This window comes from Acinetobacter sp. GW821-FHT01E09 (assembly GCF_059422385.1).
Map to the genome: position 1 here is coordinate 4186221 of NZ_JBWKWU010000001.1, position 17035 is coordinate 4203255.

Sequence of the window (17035 nt, forward strand, 5' to 3'; positions counted from 1 at the left end):
TAACCCATTCTTGTCACACCCTACTTAAATCCATCCATGAGCTTTAAGTTGGATATGCCCTACACTTATGAAAATATATTAAATCTGTTCAATATTGAAAGAATTAGCCGAGTTTTTCAACAATATTTTCTACAGACCATGTAATTTTTGGTTGTATTAGATGTTTGATGACATTTTCTAATTCTTTTGCATTTCCCCCACTCACAAAACATTGTAAACGCACCCCTTTTTCTTGCAAGCTACTTGATATTAACTCATTTTTTAACAATATACGCGCCGTTTGTCGTGCAACGGCCAATCCAGAATCAATTAAATTAAGCTGAGGACCATATAATTCTTGAATACTCTGTTTTAAATAAGGGTAATGGGTACAGCCCAACACCAAATAATCTGAACCTTTGGCAATGACTGGATCTAAAACCTTTTGCAGGCTGTGTTTGCATTCCAGACTGTTATAACGTCCAGATTCAATCAAGGGAACCAGTTCAAGATTGGTAATCGTCAGTACTTCAACATTGGCAGGTTCTGCAAAACGCTGCATCACATCTTTGATCAATTTTCCACGAAAAGTGGCAGGTGTAGCCAAAACTGAAACCACTTTAGACTGGGTTTGTAGCACTGCTGGCTTTAAAGCAGGCACCAGCCCAACAATAGGAAAATTTTCACCATAATGATCACGTAAATAATCCAGACTAAATGCTGAAGCGGTATTACATGCCACAACTGCGATTTTACAACCTTGTCGGTATAACCATTCAATTGCTTGTGCAGTTAATTCACGAATATTTTGATCCGTACGGGGGCCATAAGGGACATGTGCAGTATCGGCATAATAAACAATACGTTCATTTGGCAAATAATTGGCAATTTCCTGTGCAATAGAAAGCCCACCGATACCTGAATCAAAAATACCAATCGGGGCATCTGCCAAGGCTTTTGGCATTGGATTTTCTAGAGGAGAGAGAGGAAGAATCGCGCTCATTTGATCCACTATTGGCATACGGTAAAAATAATTAACAAGATTAAACCTCAAGTCCCTAATTGCAAGTGAAAATCACCACTTTCTAAAGATAAAATGGTATCTCCTTGCTCATTTTCAAGCAATTTTCCATATTCAATCAGGTGAAAAAAAGCAGAACGTTGAATCAAGGCATTTATCCCGAAACGAATATGTACATAAGGTCTTAATTCACCTTGATATTCACGCATAAAAATAGGATGTTCTGGATCAAGCAGTGTAATGTCTTGATTGGTGGTGGTAACTTGTAGGTAGACTTGTCCATCGAGATTTACCTGATCAACTTGATTGACCAATAAAGGTTCATCCTCAACTTCAATTTCAATCTGTTCAACTGGGGTTTTTAAATAGAACTTTCCGTCTTCTTTCCAAAGCACTTTTGTAAACAGGTCTAAAAGCGCTTGGCGTTTGATCAATTGACCTTCGTGCCACCATTCTCCATTGGCTTTTACCGTCAAATCCATTTTGCCACAATGCTTTGGCTGCCACTGCTCTAAAGGGGGTATTGACCTTTTGTGACCCGCCTGTACATCTTTTAAGTATTGTGCAATGCTCATTAAGTTTTTATTATCAGAATCTGGCTGATTTTGAGCCGCTGATGTTGAATTATTTTGATTTACCATGGTTTATGCCTTGCTGACTTAAAAATAATACGACTCAGCCAATTGGCTAGATTAGGGTTTCTAACTATACTAGCGCAAAATATATTATTGGTACGAGCGTTAATTCGTATCACGGAATTTTTAGAACACTCATGGCAGCACCGATTTATTAATTCCCAATAAATGCTCACGGTTGCCACCCTTAGAAATATGAGGAGTCCTACATGGAACACATCGAACGCGAATCGATGGAGTTTGACGTAGTGATCGTAGGCGCAGGCCCTGCGGGTCTTTCTGCTGCGATTAAAATTCGTCAATTAGCTCTTGAAAACAATCTTCCAGACCTTTCCGTCTGTGTGGTTGAAAAAGGCTCTGAAGTTGGTGCGCATATCCTTTCTGGTGCTGTACTTGAACCTCGTGCAATCAATGAACTTTTCCCTGACTGGAAAGAACAAGGTGCACCTTTAAATGTACCTGTGACTGAGGACAAAACTTATTTCCTCATGTCTGCTGAAAAGTCACAAGAAGCGCCGCATTGGATGGTTCCTAAAACCATGCACAATGATGGTAACTATGTTATTTCATTGGGTAATGTAGTGCGTTGGTTAGGTCAAAAAGCGGAAGAGTTAGAAGTTTCTATCTTTCCTGGCTTTGCTGCTTCAGAAATCCTTTATCATGAAGATGGTTCTGTAAAAGGCATCCAAACTGGTGATATGGGTATTGGTAAAGATGGTGAACCTACTCACAACTTTACCCCCGGCTACGAGCTTCATGCAAAATACACAATTTTTGCAGAAGGTTGCCGTGGACACCTTGGTAAACGTCTAATTGCTAAATACAACTTAGACCAAGATGCTGATCCGCAACATTACGGTATCGGAATCAAAGAACTTTGGGAAATTGACCCTGCAAAACATAAACCGGGTTTAGTGATGCACGGTTCAGGCTGGCCTTTGGCAGAAACAGGTTCTTCAGGCGGCTGGTGGTTATATCACGCTGAAAACAACCAAGTGACCTTGGGTATGATTGTTGATTTATCTTATGAAAATCCACACATGTATCCTTTTGCTGAAATGCAACGTTGGAAAACACATCCACTGATCAAGCAATATCTTGAAGGTGGTAAGCGTATTTCTTATGGCGCACGTGCAGTTGTTAAAGGTGGTCTAAACTCTCTACCTAAACTGACTTTCCCAGGCGGTTGCTTAATTGGTGATGATGCAGGTTTCTTAAACTTTGCTAAAATCAAAGGCTCTCATACTGCGATGAAATCGGGTATGTTGTGCGGTGAAGCTGTATTTGAAGCAATCCAAGCGGGTCATGAGAAAGGTGGTGATTTAGCGGTTGCGCGTGTGGCTGAAGGCGAAGACTTCTTTGCTAAAGAATTGACTGCTTATACTGACAAATTCAACAACAGTTGGTTAAAAGAAGAGTTACATCGTTCGCGTAACTTTGGCCCAGCAATGCATAAATTCGGTTTATGGATGGGTGGTGCATTTAACTTTATCGATCAAAATATCTTTAAAGTGCCATTTACCCTACATGACCTTGCACCTGACTTTAGTGCATTAAAAACTGTAGATGCTGCGACATTTAAACCTACTTATCCAAAGCCAGACGGTAAATTAACCTTTGATCGTTTATCTTCTGTATTTGTATCGAATACCGTACATGAAGAGAATCAGCCAGCTCACTTAAAGCTGACCGATGCTTCGATTCCAGTCAATGTCAACTTACCAAAATGGGATGAGCCAGCTCAACGCTACTGTCCTGCTGGTGTTTACGAGATTATGGAAAATGATGATGGTTCTAAGCGCTTCCAGATAAATGCTGCGAACTGTGTTCACTGTAAGACTTGTGATATCAAAGATCCATCTCAGAACATCACTTGGGTAACACCTGAGGGTGGCGGTGGTCCAAACTATCCAAATATGTAAATCAATAAACCCGCTTCGGCGGGTTTTTTTATCATCAAAAACTTAATTTCCTGAATCTCTTAAGCTTCTCATTGCAATCCAATCTACAAATGAAACTCTTGGATTTAATGTTATTTTATTATTAACACCTTTATTCTATTGATAGAAATCACTCACCTCTCTAATACTATCCAAATCAGTTTATTTTTACGTAAAATCATTATGTGTTATTTTATGATGACATCATATTTTTTCTTAAAATTAGTCATCCCACCAAAAGCTCCACCTCTAAAATTACCATCTAATAAAATATAATAATTACCTTTAACTTTAGGTACTCCATATATTCTTATAGAATTTTGATAAAGAAAGTCATTCTCCCCTACTTTTTCTATATTAATACCTGAGTTATCAGGTAAATCTGTTTTAATAACAAGTTCACCAAATATATTTAGCTTCTCAATTTCTATTCTATTATCATATTTCTCGCCATACTTCATTTCTGGCAAATTATTAGGTTCAATCTTTATTTGATGACTGCAGCCTAAAATAAAAAAAACACAAACAAGATACCCAGAGTAAAAAAACTTTTTCATATTAAACCAATCCTCTTTCAAATATATAAACACCCCAAGTATATTTAACCAGCTCACCAAGTGTTAAACCATCATTTTGATTATATGACTTACCCCAACTAAAGACTTTAAATTTAACCTCATCTGTTTCTAAAGTGGTTGAATTTAATAACGAGCCATCTACCATAATATTACTATCTAGCACAACCCAATGAGTAGGAAAGACCGCCAAAGTCTTTTTTTGATATTGCAAAATACTACTACTTGATAACAATACTATAAAATATTTTTTTACATCATATTTACTAGTTTCAACCAATGCCTTTAATTTATTTGAAATTCCGATATGGAAAAAATCTACATTTTTAAAACCTATATCCCTAAACCATGTAAGTAAATCTCCTGGTGGAGTGATCCCTGCACTTGCTTCTCCATACTCTAAAGTATAGTCCAAGATTATATTACTTGAATCCCTTAAACTTCCAAGAGTAATCCAATCAATTGCAGGAATTAAAGCATTATCATGCTCATCAAAATAATTTTTTACAGTTCTAGCTCCACCTTTATCTGGTTTTATCGTTAAATTATTGACTTTAGTTTCACCCTTTTCCCATAATTCTTTTACAATTTTTTTATAAATATTCGAATTAGCATTTAAAACACAATAAAAAAAAGCAGCTGGACCACACAAATTTGTAAAACCTTGATCTGGATACTTTTCCTTAAGTCTACTCAATAATCCTTGCTGTATTTTTTCTTTAGTAAAAGGATCAAAATAATCACCGATAGGATGTTGCGTACTTACAAACATTCTTGTGTTAGATATTGTTAACTGAACTAAATTATTATTAACACCAGTCACAGGCTTTGTAATATTTTTTGTTTCCATGTAATTAACAATATCATATTTTATTTTATTACTTTTAATATTATCTAAAGTAAATTCAAAAACCATGTTTGATAGAATCTTTTTATTAACTACTGGAATAAATTTTATACCATCACGCTTATATAAAGTAAACTCAATAACCATATCTTTTGCTGATTCACCATCAGTTGGTATGTTCATTATCTCAGTCTTATAATTATTCCTCAAAGGATATTTAATTCCTGCCTGAATTTTTTTAGCACTATCAAGCACAACTTTATTTGTAGAAGTATTGAAAACTTGTAAACTATAATACAACTTCTTAGTATCCACATTAGATTTAACTATAACAAATGGGAAATAATTCATTATATTTTCCTCTAAATATTTAAATAATTATCAGTTTTTAAGTGAATTGATACTTTTTCTTTACTGAGTGTTTTTATAGGTTTCGTATATCCTTTATCATCTGTGATATCTTCAATAATTTCACCACTTTCTAAGAATGCAATGTATTTCATATTTTTGTAAGGAATACCATCATCATCTTGCATTAAAAAAACAACATCATATTTGTTTTCATCACCCAATACAGGTAATGGGTATTTTACATTCGAAACTTGCGCCCCACCCAAAAACTTATGTTGTCCAGCTTTGACTTCAAACTTACCCGCAGTGGTCGGTAAAACACCTGCACTACTAATTTCAACTTGAGATCCATCTGCAATCAAAATAATTTTCTTATCCGCTTTAATCTCGATTTTTTCTTCCGTCGAAATAATTTGAATACCTTTACGCGCAATCAAATCCGCACCATCGCCTTGTGCTTGGATTTCAACCTTACCTTTCCCTGCAAATAATCTTGCCCCTTCTTGTGCCGCAAAAAGACTGATCTTTGATTGTGCATGTGCAACTAAATTCTTTTGCGTACTCAATTGAATACTATCACCCGCAGTTTCATAGATTTGTCGATCGGCAGAAAGATGTAGATCTTCATTAGTAGCAAGCGCAACCGAATTGGGTGAGGCCAATAACATGAGAGCTTGTTTAAAGGTATCCGCTTGGCTTTTTGCTTCACTGGATTCATCTTTTTCCAAAGATGAAATAAACGATTTCAAATGATCTAAATTTTCTAAAGGATCAGTTTGCTGATTCTTGGCAACTTCACTTAAGGCTTTAGAATTATTTAGGCTGCTTTCTAACTGACTTTTGGCGGCAGTCGCATCGAGATGGTTACCCGAAGCTGAATCTTGAGCATAGGTACTGAGTAGTAGCCCCTGTCCTGCACGCACTGCTCCCCATTGGTCTGTTCTTAGTTCAAAGCCTTCGCCTCGTCCTTCACTGGTCTCGGTTTCTTTAGGATGACTCAGATTACCAAGGTTAAGTTGGCTCGCGCCGTGACTACTTTGTAGCTGGCTGCTGATTTGGTCTGTGGTATCGTCAAATCTAAGCTGGCCATAGCCACTGCCTTTAACTTCTCGACTTTTGATCCCTGCTAGTTTTTTAGTATCAGGCAATTGGCCTTTGTCATCAAATTTCGTTGGGCTTCGTTGCGCTTCATGGATACGCCCCACCACAAATGGTCGATCGATATTACCATCAAAGAAATCTATCACGACAATCTCACCAATCCTCGGTAAGAACCGCGCACCATAGCCTTCACCTGCCCACGGGGTCAGTACATCCACCCAAGCAGAATCAGTGTCATTGTCATTGCTCCCTGCACCACCATCATGACTGTGGTCTTCATTGCGGGTAAATAGGAAGCGAACTTTAATGCGTCCCCATTCATCCACATGGATTTCTTCTCCACTTGGCCCAACCACTTTGGCTAGTTGTGGATGGGTACTAGGACGATGTTGTAGTGGGTGGTATTCAGGAACAGTGGTGATATTACGGCGTTGTAACACCAATTGATTGGCTTGGCGCTCTGGGTTGTTTGAGTCTACATTTGAATTGACCCAATTGCTTTGTTGGAGTAAGCGATTGATTTGCTCATTCAGGTCTTTGGGTAAATTGTTCTGGTTATAGAATGTCTTTGACGTGATCAGAAATTCTTTGTCTGAGCCACTGTGTTGGTCTATTTCTGGGTGTTCGTTTAACTCAAACCAGTAACCTACTTGTGCATCGCGTACAGTGGAGTTAGCAATGAATTGTTTGGATTGAGCATCATAATAATGACTGAGGTTTTGGTTGATCTTTTCAATCTGATTGTTGTTTGAGGCAGTTGCTTGATCTTCACCATTTAGGTCTTGAATCCATGCTGGACTAATATGCCAAGCCTGTTCTAAACCGAGACTGGCATTGTTTTGGTTTTGACTGTGTTGGTGTTTGCTTTGAACACTGCCTGCACCTTCTTCTTGCTCTAACACATCTGCTTGCCAGCGTTGTACATGGACAGCAGTGGGTTGTAAGCTACGTTGCCCGATAAAGCTGGTGATGCTGTCTTGTTGTTCTGTGGCACTGCTACGATGGAAGCGGATCTTTCTTCGTTCTAGTGCTTTGTATTCGCTGTTATCATCCACCAAACGCAGTTTTTGTGGCTGAATTTGTGTCGCAGAACTAGGCACAATCAATTGTGCTTCATCAATCAACCAGTTGATCCCTTCACTGCGCATCAAGCGGCTTAAAAATGCATAGTCACTTTCGTTGCTCTGCATAATGAATGGTCGAATATCGTAATCTTTTTTAAGACCACTTTTATCGAGACTTAGACTCGATGCAAAGAGTGGGCTTTTGTCTTGCCATTCTTTAAACAGCGTTTCTATGACTTGCACAACCGACTTATTCATAAACACTCGGCTGTTACGGCGTTTATGCCACAGTGAAGTGGCATCTTCAAGTTTGAGTTTATATAGCGTCAGTGCGCCATCACTTTGCCCTTGTGCGGCCTCAGTAATCACCCCTGTGCTACGAAACAGTTGTCCATGATCTGTGACTTGATCGATGGCCACTTGGCTACCAATAAACTGTTTAAGCGGAATCACAGCCGAAGTGGCAAGGCAAATCAGCTCAATAGACACACCTTGGTTTAGACCATGTTGTCCATCGATACGTTGTAAGAAGACTTGGTTGTTTAAGTCTGTATTTGTAAATTGGATATGCAAAGCTCGTTTTTGTGCGTTTAGTCCAAGCTGATCCAATATTTTATAAATGCTATTTATTACTAAGCTGTTCATTTGAATGAGTTAATTATTATTAAAAAATATGTTTAGATTATAATCACAAGTCAAAATTCTGTCATTTTTAATTTTGTAAAATGATTTAATATCCACAATAAAATTATTAAAATTCAATAAATTACATATAATATAAATTTATTAACTATTAAAAACGGGCCAAATAAATTTCAATATTCTTAAATCAATAAAAGGGAAATCATCACATATAACATAGACTGATTTCCACCCATCATGATCTTTTAACCTTTCTTCACTAAATAGTGAAATTCCTTATTTCCGGCATCATCTAGTACTTCTTCTTGTAAAATCAACTCATGACCGAGATGCATACAAAATTTAGGAATGTCCCAAGAGGTTGAATTATCAGTTGCAAATACTTCAACGACATCACCTGATTTAGATTTACGAATTGCTTGATGCAACATCATTACAGGCTCAGGACAACGTAGTCCACGCGTGTTTAATTGAATGCTTGCTGTAGGCATCGGTTCAGACATTATCTATTCTCAAAAAGAAGCGAAATCAATCAATAATTTTAACACAAACTCAAATAATGAATAAGGCTTGCAATATATCTATAATATGACACATACATTCATCTATTTACCTTATTTAATAGATAGACATCTGTGTTTTCTTCGGTATGATAAAAAAACATTTACTAGATATTAAGCGTCTTTAGGAAAGATCATGCACGAGGAATCAGGCCCATCGTGGGGAATGCGTGGCTTACGCAAATGGTTAGGAACAGCGCCAGAAACCCGGGATGAACTGCTAAAATTAGTACAAGATTCACGTCGTTTTTTAGAACCCGATACTGTTGCAATGTTAGAAGGCGTATTAGACCTTCCAGCAACAAAAATCCGTGAAGTCATGACTCCGCGCACAGCGATGGTCAGTTTGCAAGAAGATGATCAACTTCTTGATATTTTAGATATTCTTATTGAATCTGCACATTCACGTTTCCCTGTTTTCTCTTCTGATCAGCCTGAAAACGTCGTGGGTATTTTACTTGCTAAAGATCTTTTACCCTTTTTAACTGATCGTTCATCTGTTGTAGATGTGCATGCGTTAATGCGTCAGCCATTATTTGTCCCAGAAAGTGCCCGTTCCGACCAAGTTTTGAGAATGTTAAAAAACACTCAAACCCATATTGCTATTGTGATTGATGAATATGGTTCAACAGCAGGTCTGGTCACTTTAGAAGATATTCTGGAAGAGATTGTTGGCGAAATTGAAGATGAGCATGATAACGTTGACGAAGAAGCACAATTTATCATTCCAGATACAACTCATACCACAGCCAATACATGGATTGTGCAAGCACTTACACCAATCGAACATTTTAACAATGTTTTAGATGCTGAATTTCCTGACGATGAAGTAGAGACTATGGGCGGATTACTGCTTCAAGAAATTGGTCTAGTGAGTGATCTTCAAGGCCAAGTGGTTGAGCTTGAGGATTGGGAATTTACAATTATTGAAGCAGATGCACGCACTATTCATCTGATTCGAGCTGTACATAAATGAGAGCATACTTTGACAAGCTGTTAAATTCATCACAACAACAAAAACAGCTGCCCTTCATTTTCCCGTTATTGATTTCGTTAATGTCAGGCGCAGTGTTCAGTTTAGCACTGGCGCCTTATTACTGGTGGTGGTTGGCAATTTTATCGCCTGCCCTGCTATATGCTTGCTTAAAAGGCCGTACACCACGCCAAGCATTTGCGATTGGCTTAAGCTATGGCTTTGGTCTATGGTTTGTTGGCGCATTCTGGCTCTATACATCGATTCATGTGTATGGAGATACTAATGCAGTATTGAGTGTCTTGATGATCGCCATCATGGCCATTGTCATGGGGCTTTTTACCGCAATTCAGACTTGGGTATATCGTAGATTCTTTCCTGAAACGCCATTAACTTTCGCTCCTTTGTGGGTGATCTTCGAATGGTCAAAGACTTGGGTCTTTACGGGTTTTCCTTGGTTATTTGCAGGTTACGCATTTACTGAACGACTCTTAGATGGCTATGCTCCACTGTTTGGTGTGTTTGCAGTATCTTTTGTGGTGATTATCCTTGCTTGTGCATTGGTTGAAATTTTAAATAGAAAAGTCTTTTGGATCTTTCCTGCAATCATTTTAATCCTTGGCGCATGGGGCGCATCGTTTATCACTTTCGTACAACCGAAAGCAGAAAAGCCGCTCTCCGTTTCTTTGATTCAAGGCAATATTCCGCAAGATTTAAAATGGTTAACTGAATATCAGGTTAAAACCTTAGAAATTTACGTTAATTTAAGCCGTACTGAATGGGGGCGTGATCTGATTGTTTGGCCAGAATCCTCGATTCCACTTTTCCAAACAGATATTCAACAATTCTTGGATATGATGGATCAACAAGCCAAAAGTTCAGGTACAGCATGGGTAACCGGTATTCCTTATTGGGACTTAAAAGAATCGCAGAAAAATGGCTATCCAATGTACTACAACAGTATGATGGCTTCTGGCGCGGATTCTTCAGGCTTATATAAAAAACAACGTCTGGTGCCTTTTGGTGAATATATTCCACTTTCAGGATTATTGGCTTGGGTGTTACCTGCGCTACAAAATGATCCATCCATGAGTGGATTTTCCCAAGGTGCATCCAATCAGAAACCTTTTAATATTAAAGGACATGATTTAGCTGCAGCCATTTGTTATGAAGTGGCCTATCCGAATCTCACTCGACGAAATGCGATTAATAGTGACTTTTTAGTGACTGTTTCTAATGATGCTTGGTTCACCGGTACAGCAGGCCCATTACAACATCTTCAAATGGTGCAAATGCGTGCCAAGGAAAATGGACGTTGGTTTATTCGTGCAACCAATACAGGCGTAACAGCATTTATTGACCACAATGGGCATATTGTAAAACAAGCCCCTGTAGATCAAAAAGCTGTGCTTCGTGGTGATTTACCAGCCATGCAAGGTGAAACTTGGTACACCCGCTTTAGCGATTACCCTATTTTATTGCTATCCCTCTTATTATTAATTTTAGGCTGGATCTATCGACCTAAAGCAGTCGATATTAGCTTTAAATCTAGACGTTAATGCTTGAATCCCTCATCTCTGGTTTAAGGAGATGAGGTTAGCTTCAACAAAGCGCTTGATTCAATGATTAAAGCAACTTTGTTCCCAATGGCACATTTACATCAGGCACACACAACGTCACATGCCCATCTTGATTATGAAAACCCGTCACTAAACACTCTGATTGAATCGGCCCAATTTGTTTTTTTGGAAAGTTCACAACAGCAACCACAAGCTTCCCAATTAAATCTTCAGGTTGATACAGGTTGGTAATTTGCGCACTCGATTTCTTTACACCGAGTGCTTCGCCAAAATCAACATGCAAAATATAAGCAGGGTTACGCGCTTTCTCAAACACTTCGGCTTGAATAATTTTTCCTACCCGTAACTCTACCTTAAGAAAGTCATTCCATTCTATTTGTTGCATTGCTGAGTCCTCGTATTTTTATCAATTCATCTCAAGAGATAAAATCATTTTAGATAAGTTTAAAGCGATCAACCTTATACAAAACAGACAAATGATCCTGTTAAAAAGACAATCATGTTCAATCCAAGCCCTATCAAAACGAAATTGAAAATATTTTCGGCGCATTTTTTACTATATTTTTTTCAAGTTTATGCTAAATTATTTTCGCTGATGATAAAGCCGTAAACGTTTACGTCAATCAACGTGCCAACATATCTCCAACAAGGCTTGGGGCTATTTTAATCAAAATTTTAATATTTTGATGCGGCACTGGCGTTTGTTGGTTTACGGAGTAAAAAATGCAAAATTCTAAATCGTCTTATTTTAATTTTAAAAAGATTCCAAATCGCTATGCAGCGATTGTTTTACCTTTGTTACTGTCCATTATCATGACATTTATTGTTTCATGTATCAGTACATTCAGAAGCATGGGTTTTGAGAATTTTTCGCTATACACATGGCTTTCAGCTTGGGGGATTTCTTGGCTGATTGCCTTTCCAGTGTTACTTTTTACCTTGCCGATTGTGCGCAAAATCACCATGAGCCTGGTTCAGCCGACTTAGTTGAATAAACCTGAATCATTAAATTGTAGTGCAAAAAAACCGAGGATTATACCCTCGGTTTTCCATGATATTTCAACTAAAGTTGAGTCACCAAATAAGACATCATTGCAGCTAAAAATAACATTGGCACATAACGATATGAACGTACTAAATATTGTTCTAATAATGATGAGAATTCAGTTTTTAACTGAAATACTGTCAAATTTAAGGCATTATAAAAACTAATAATAGATAATGCACTAAATACGCTAATCGCCATAAAACCAATCATGATCTGGCTATTGGCATCGGCAACTTGCCAAATATTGAGAAAAAACTGGCTAATCGGTAATAGGCTCAAAATTAAAAGAACAGATTTGAGCATAGTCCAATGAAACTGGCTGATTTCATCTGGTAATAATAATGCTTTCATCTCATCCTCCTAAGCAATTCAGATTGCCCTGAGAACTATTATGCAAGCTTTTAATTAAATAAAAAGTCTATTTTTATACACAATTTAACTTTCTTGTAACTATTAAATATGGGAATAATTCTTATTATAACTCTCAAACATCGTTATTTTAAATAGCTGTTATATTTCAATAAATTAAATACACTTTAGCAAACAAGAAAGATTATCACTTCACTCAAGATTTATTAACTCGATTAAATGAAGTGATTAATCCCATAAATAATAACTTAAATAATCTTCAATTAAGGTTGGTAATAAATATCTGCATCATTTCCTTCACCACCTTGTTTACCATCGGCACCAAAAGAATATAAATCAAATTTACGACCTTCAGAACCAGGGATTACATATTGAATATCATTTTCCCAACTGTCTTTCGGATAACCACCTTTAACATAACCACCAGGTAACCAGTTTTTAGCTGTTGCAGGTTGATTTACAAGCGCGTCTAACCCACCATCTTGGCTTGTCGGATAACGCCCATTGTCCAGTTTATACTGGTCTAAAGCACCCGCTACACCTTTTAATGCAATTTTAGTGGTGTCAACTTTGGCTTTTTCACCGCGTCCCATCACATTGGGTACGATCAATGCTGCAAGTACGCCTAAAATAACAATCACAACCATCACTTCAATTAAGGTAAAACCTGACTGACGAGTCCTATTCATCTTTCGTTGCATCTGCTTACTCTCTATATATTCTTTATAAAAATAATTGGCTTAAATCATATTGTTCATATTGACGATTGGCAACATGACTGCAATCACAATAACCAAAACAATACCAGCCATAAACACCAACATTAAAGGTTCCAGTAAAGCCAATAATGTTGAAATAAATGAGGATACTTCTCGATCCTGCATATCTGATGCACGGCTTAACATTCGATCTAACTCACCCGAAGCTTCACCGCTTTTAATCATTTGTACCATCATCGGTGGGAAATAACCACAACGCTCCAATTGTGTTGCAAGATTTCCACCTTCTGTGACTTTCTCTGCTGCAATATTAACTGCATCTCGTATCACCCAATTGCTACTCACCGCTGCTCCAATTTTTAAAGCATCGACCAATGGCACGCCTGATTGGGTAAGAATAGATAAGGTACTGGCAAAACGCGCTGCATTTATACCACGAGATAATTTACCAAATAATGGCAATCTGAGTGTTAAACGATCAAAAGCATAGTGCCCCGCAGAAGTTCGCAGGAATCGAATCAATAAAAAGATCCCAATCACACTAAACACCAACATAAAGGGCCAAGCCTGCCGAATAATCTCACTGGCTTTCATTAACGCCACAGTGATCCATGGCAAGGCTTGCTTACTTTGGTCAAAGGTTTTAACAATGTCTGGAACAACATACGTCATTAACCCCATCACAATCGCAAAAGACATAAACATCAAGATGATTGGATAGATCATCGCACCTTGAATTTTCTTTTGCATGGCAAAGCGGTTTTCGGTGTAATCAGATAATTGATCTAAAATTAAATCTAAATGCCCTGAACGTTCACCCGCAGCAACAGTCGCAATATACAAATCTGGAAAGCGTCCTGTTTGTTGCATCGCTTGAGCCAAAGAGTGCCCTTCAAGCACTTTTGAACGTGCCGAAAGTAAAAGATTTTGTACATGCACTTTTTCACTTTGTTTGGCAACTGCTCGTAATGCTTCCTCTAAAGGAATTGCAGCAGCGACCAAAACAGAAAGTTGACGTGTCATTAAGGCCAGATCATAAGCCGAAAATTTACGTTGAAAAAATCCTGAACTTTTATTTTTATCTTTTTGTTCAACAGCATCCACCGTGACAGGAATCAATTCCTTGTCCCGTAGTTGTTGTCGAATCTGGCGTGCGGAATCTCCCTCTAACACGCCTTTTTGCTGCTTTCCTGAAGCATCAATTGCAGTAAATTGATATGCTGGCATTATTATGCTCTAGTTTTCCAAAATTTTTTGATTACGCTGTTGCGTCATACCCTATAAATCATTCATATTCATGTTTATAGATGACTGTTACACTCTAACACAAGCCGAATCTGGACATGAAACAATTTCATCACAGCCTCACTAAATTAATGAGTCACTAAATTAAAAATGTCGAATACCCTTGCTACGCCACAGACGATTTATCGTATTCAAGTTGCTGTTCCAGTCTATTTGAATGACTGCTTTGATTACCAAGTCACCGCTGAACAATATGCGCAAGCTGAAGTCGGTGCACGTGTTGCAGTGTCTTTTGGCAGACAAAATCTGATTGGTGTTATTGTTAAGAAAGTACCGATTGATGAACCTGTGGATTCTCATTTTAAACTCAAAGCCATTACTGAACTGTTAGATGAACAGGCTATTCTAGACAGTAAAGTTTTAAGTTTATTGACATGGTCATCACAATATTATCAATTTCCTATCGGTGAAGTGATTCAAACGGCGTTACCTACCTTATTACGCCAAGGTAAACCTTATAATTTATTGGCACGTATCTGGAAACTTTTAGACTTACATGCCGAAGACAAAGTTAAGCGTTCTGAAAAACAACAAGAAGCCTATAAAATTTTAAAGCTACACCCGAAAGGGACACAGGAAAACATTCTTAATTTAAGTGGTGTTGAAACAGCCACACTCAAAGTCCTTGAGAAAAAAGACATTGTTCGTTGTGATTTAGAACCACAAAATGTCACGCCAGAACCTGTGCAATTGGCACAGATGCCACTCACGCCAAATGACGATCAGAAGAAAGCCATTCAAGCGATTTTAAAAGCGCAGAAAAAATATCAAGCGTTTCTACTGGATGGTTTAACTGGGAGTGGTAAAACCGAAGTTTATTTGCAAGTGATGCATGAAGTACTTAAACAAGGCAAACAAGTCTTGGTTTTAGTGCCTGAAATCGGCTTAACCCCACAAACCATCAGCCGTTTTCAATCACGTTTTCATTGTAATATTGCCTTACTGCACTCAGGCTTAAATGACACTAAACGTTTACAAGCATGGCAGCATGCGCAAACGGGCAAAGCCTCTATTATTTTAGGCACACGTTCTGCAATTTATACACCTTTGCCACATTTGGGTTTGATTATTTTAGATGAAGAGCATGATCTTTCGTTTAAACAACAAGAAGGCTTTCGCTATCATGCTCGCGATGTGGCCATGTATCGTGCACATTTAGAAAATTGCCCGATTATCTTAGGTTCTGCCACGCCTAGTATTGACAGTTATTATCTTGCTCGCCAAGAAAAGCTGACACGGATTGAGTTAAATCAACGTGCTGGTGCCGCAATCATGCCGAAAATGCATTTGATTGATTTAAAAGTGGCAAAAAAACAGCATGGCTTAAGTGATGTTTTGATTGCTGAAATCAAAAAACGTTTAGAGAAAAAAGAACAAGTTCTGATTTTTTTAAATCGCCGCGGTTACGCCCCCGTGCTTATCTGTGAAAGCTGTGGTTGGCAGGCCAATTGCCCCAACTGCGATGCTCACTTTACCCTGCATTTAAAGCCTTATCAACATTTGCACTGTCATCATTGTGGTACGATTAATCGTATGCCTGATGCTTGCCCTCAATGCAATCAACAACAATTAAAGCCAATTGGCATGGGAACTGCCAAAGTTGAAGAAACTTTGAATGAGCTGTTCCCTCACTTCCCCGTCTTGCGCGTAGATCGTGACTCAACCAGTCGGGTTGGCAGTTGGCAAAAGATTTATGATCAAATCCAGAAAAGCGAACCGACCATTTTACTTGGCACTCAAATGCTGGCAAAAGGACATCACTTTCCTTATGTCACCTTAGTGGCAATTTTGGATATCGATGCAGGTTTGTTGAGTGTGGATTTCCGTGCTACAGAACGTACTGCGCAATTGATTATTCAAGTTGCAGGTCGTGCGGGTCGTGGTGAAATGAAAGGTGAGGTCTATTTACAAACCCTAAGACCTGATCATCCGTTATTAAACACCTTGATTCATAATGACTATCGGACCTTTGCCAAACAAACCTTAAAAGATCGCCAAGCAGCACTACTTCCACCCTTTCGTTATACAGCTTTGATCCGTTGTGATTCAAAGCATCAGGAAGAAAATTTAAAGTTTCTGACTGAAATGACGCAGCTCCTTAGACAAACTGCCGAAGAGAATTTAATTGATATTTGGGGACCGATTCCAGCGCCAATGGAGCGTAAAGCAGGGCGTTACCAAGCCCATGTGGTTTTGCTTTCTCAAGATCGGGCAAAAATGCATTTTTATATTCGCCAATGGTGGCAACAGCTGTTACATAGCAAACCTTCTACGATGAAAGTCACCATAGATGTTGATCCGCAAGAGTTGAGTTGAGTTTGTAGTT

Annotated in this window: 15 protein-coding genes; 5 read left to right on the top strand and 10 right to left on the bottom strand. The window is 38.2% G+C overall.

The genetic code is table 11. From position 1 onward, the window contains the following. Positions 1–103: 103 nt before the first annotated feature. Entirely contained in the window at positions 104–982 is an 879-nt protein-coding gene (murI, locus tag AC07U8_RS19200; protein WP_016539370.1) for a glutamate racemase, read from the bottom strand. 47 nt (positions 983–1029) lie between these two features. After that, on the bottom strand, positions 1030–1641 hold the full coding sequence (locus AC07U8_RS19205) for a DUF1285 domain-containing protein (RefSeq protein ID WP_494738424.1): 612 nt from the start codon (positions 1639–1641) through the stop codon (positions 1030–1032). A 203-nt stretch (positions 1642–1844) separates the two neighbouring features. Between AC07U8_RS19205 and AC07U8_RS19210 the strand changes: the two genes are divergently transcribed. Further along, a complete protein-coding gene (locus AC07U8_RS19210) occupies positions 1845–3557 on the top strand; it encodes an electron transfer flavoprotein-ubiquinone oxidoreductase (protein WP_004725573.1) in 1713 nt (570 codons plus the stop codon). Positions 3558–3763: 206 nt separating this feature from the next. Here the strand turns inward: AC07U8_RS19210 and AC07U8_RS19215 are convergent, their stop codons facing one another. The 4 genes from AC07U8_RS19215 to tusA all read right to left on the bottom strand — a co-directional run bounded on the left by AC07U8_RS19215 (position 3764) and on the right by tusA (position 8658). Beyond that, positions 3764–4132 (bottom strand): hypothetical protein, encoded by a 369-nt coding sequence (locus AC07U8_RS19215; protein ID WP_227548101.1) that lies wholly within the window; start codon positions 4130–4132, stop codon positions 3764–3766. Between the two features lies 1 nt (position 4133). Beyond that, on the bottom strand, positions 4134–5348 hold the full coding sequence (locus AC07U8_RS19220; RefSeq protein WP_494738425.1) for a hypothetical protein: 1215 nt from the start codon (positions 5346–5348) through the stop codon (positions 4134–4136). Between the two features lie 11 nt (positions 5349–5359). Continuing rightward, entirely contained in the window at positions 5360–8158 is a 2799-nt protein-coding gene (locus AC07U8_RS19225) for a type VI secretion system Vgr family protein (RefSeq protein WP_494738426.1), read from the bottom strand. 242 nt (positions 8159–8400) lie between these two features. Further along, positions 8401–8658, bottom strand: a complete 258-nt coding sequence (tusA, locus tag AC07U8_RS19230; RefSeq protein WP_004725563.1) for a sulfurtransferase TusA — start codon at positions 8656–8658, stop codon at positions 8401–8403. Between the two features lie 193 nt (positions 8659–8851). On the opposite strand from tusA, the gene AC07U8_RS19235 reads away from it, so the two are divergent. Together AC07U8_RS19235 and lnt are read left to right on the top strand one after the other, a co-directional pair. Further along, positions 8852–9691 (top strand): CorC family transporter, encoded by an 840-nt coding sequence (locus AC07U8_RS19235; RefSeq protein ID WP_004816763.1) that lies wholly within the window; start codon positions 8852–8854, stop codon positions 9689–9691. After that, a complete protein-coding gene (lnt, locus tag AC07U8_RS19240; RefSeq protein ID WP_004725558.1) occupies positions 9688–11247 on the top strand; it encodes an apolipoprotein N-acyltransferase in 1560 nt (519 codons plus the stop codon). The genes AC07U8_RS19235 and lnt overlap by 4 nt, the downstream gene beginning before the upstream one ends. Before the next feature lie 67 nt (positions 11248–11314). Here the strand turns inward: lnt and AC07U8_RS19245 are convergent, their stop codons facing one another. Next, the gene (locus tag AC07U8_RS19245) at positions 11315–11653 is read right to left on the bottom strand and encodes a tRNA-binding protein (protein ID WP_494738427.1); all 339 of its coding nucleotides are present in this window, start codon (positions 11651–11653) and stop codon (positions 11315–11317) included. A gap of 338 nt (positions 11654–11991) precedes the next feature. On the opposite strand from AC07U8_RS19245, the gene AC07U8_RS19250 reads away from it, so the two are divergent. Further along, positions 11992–12255, top strand: coding sequence for a DUF2798 domain-containing protein (locus AC07U8_RS19250; protein ID WP_494738428.1), 264 nt, complete (start codon positions 11992–11994; stop codon positions 12253–12255). 76 nt (positions 12256–12331) lie between these two features. Here the strand turns inward: AC07U8_RS19250 and AC07U8_RS19255 are convergent, their stop codons facing one another. The 3 genes from AC07U8_RS19255 to gspF form a co-directional block, all read right to left on the bottom strand. Continuing rightward, positions 12332–12667: a hypothetical protein gene (locus tag AC07U8_RS19255; protein ID WP_004725552.1), complete on the bottom strand. Its 336-nt coding sequence runs from the start codon at positions 12665–12667 to the stop codon at positions 12332–12334. 281 nt (positions 12668–12948) lie between these two features. Next, on the bottom strand, positions 12949–13386 hold the full coding sequence (gene gspG, locus AC07U8_RS19260; RefSeq protein WP_004816754.1) for a type II secretion system major pseudopilin GspG: 438 nt from the start codon (positions 13384–13386) through the stop codon (positions 12949–12951). Between the two features lie 39 nt (positions 13387–13425). Then, positions 13426–14631, bottom strand: coding sequence for a type II secretion system inner membrane protein GspF (gspF, locus tag AC07U8_RS19265; RefSeq protein ID WP_096735249.1), 1206 nt, complete (start codon positions 14629–14631; stop codon positions 13426–13428). Between the two features lie 168 nt (positions 14632–14799). Between gspF and AC07U8_RS19270 the strand changes: the two genes are divergently transcribed. After that, positions 14800–17025 carry a primosomal protein N' gene (locus tag AC07U8_RS19270; protein WP_034617817.1) on the top strand — a complete coding sequence of 742 codons (2226 nt, stop codon included), beginning with the start codon at positions 14800–14802 and terminating at the stop codon, positions 17023–17025. Positions 17026–17035 lie beyond the last annotated feature (10 nt).

What these genes read in the sequence shown, in the direction of transcription:
- AC07U8_RS19210 (WP_004725573.1), top strand. Translation starts at nt 1,845, where the DNA reads ATGGAACACATCGAACGCGAATCGATGGAGTTTGACGTAGTGATCGTA.
- AC07U8_RS19225 (WP_494738426.1), bottom strand. Translation starts at nt 8,158, where the DNA reads ATGAACAGCTTAGTAATAAATAGCATTTATAAAATATTGGATCAGCTT.
- murI (WP_016539370.1), bottom strand. Translation starts at nt 982, where the DNA reads ATGAGCGCGATTCTTCCTCTCTCTCCTCTAGAAAATCCAATGCCAAAA.
- lnt (WP_004725558.1), top strand. Translation starts at nt 9,688, where the DNA reads ATGAGAGCATACTTTGACAAGCTGTTAAATTCATCACAACAACAAAAA.
- AC07U8_RS19255 (WP_004725552.1), bottom strand. Translation starts at nt 12,667, where the DNA reads ATGAAAGCATTATTATTACCAGATGAAATCAGCCAGTTTCATTGGACT.
- gspG (WP_004816754.1), bottom strand. Translation starts at nt 13,386, where the DNA reads ATGCAACGAAAGATGAATAGGACTCGTCAGTCAGGTTTTACCTTAATT.
- AC07U8_RS19220 (WP_494738425.1), bottom strand. Translation starts at nt 5,348, where the DNA reads ATGAATTATTTCCCATTTGTTATAGTTAAATCTAATGTGGATACTAAG.
- gspF (WP_096735249.1), bottom strand. Translation starts at nt 14,631, where the DNA reads ATGCCAGCATATCAATTTACTGCAATTGATGCTTCAGGAAAGCAGCAA.
- AC07U8_RS19270 (WP_034617817.1), top strand. Translation starts at nt 14,800, where the DNA reads ATGTCGAATACCCTTGCTACGCCACAGACGATTTATCGTATTCAAGTT.
- AC07U8_RS19245 (WP_494738427.1), bottom strand. Translation starts at nt 11,653, where the DNA reads ATGCAACAAATAGAATGGAATGACTTTCTTAAGGTAGAGTTACGGGTA.
- AC07U8_RS19205 (WP_494738424.1), bottom strand. Translation starts at nt 1,641, where the DNA reads ATGGTAAATCAAAATAATTCAACATCAGCGGCTCAAAATCAGCCAGAT.
- AC07U8_RS19235 (WP_004816763.1), top strand. Translation starts at nt 8,852, where the DNA reads ATGCACGAGGAATCAGGCCCATCGTGGGGAATGCGTGGCTTACGCAAA.
- AC07U8_RS19215 (WP_227548101.1), bottom strand. Translation starts at nt 4,132, where the DNA reads ATGAAAAAGTTTTTTTACTCTGGGTATCTTGTTTGTGTTTTTTTTATT.
- AC07U8_RS19250 (WP_494738428.1), top strand. Translation starts at nt 11,992, where the DNA reads ATGCAAAATTCTAAATCGTCTTATTTTAATTTTAAAAAGATTCCAAAT.
- tusA (WP_004725563.1), bottom strand. Translation starts at nt 8,658, where the DNA reads ATGTCTGAACCGATGCCTACAGCAAGCATTCAATTAAACACGCGTGGA.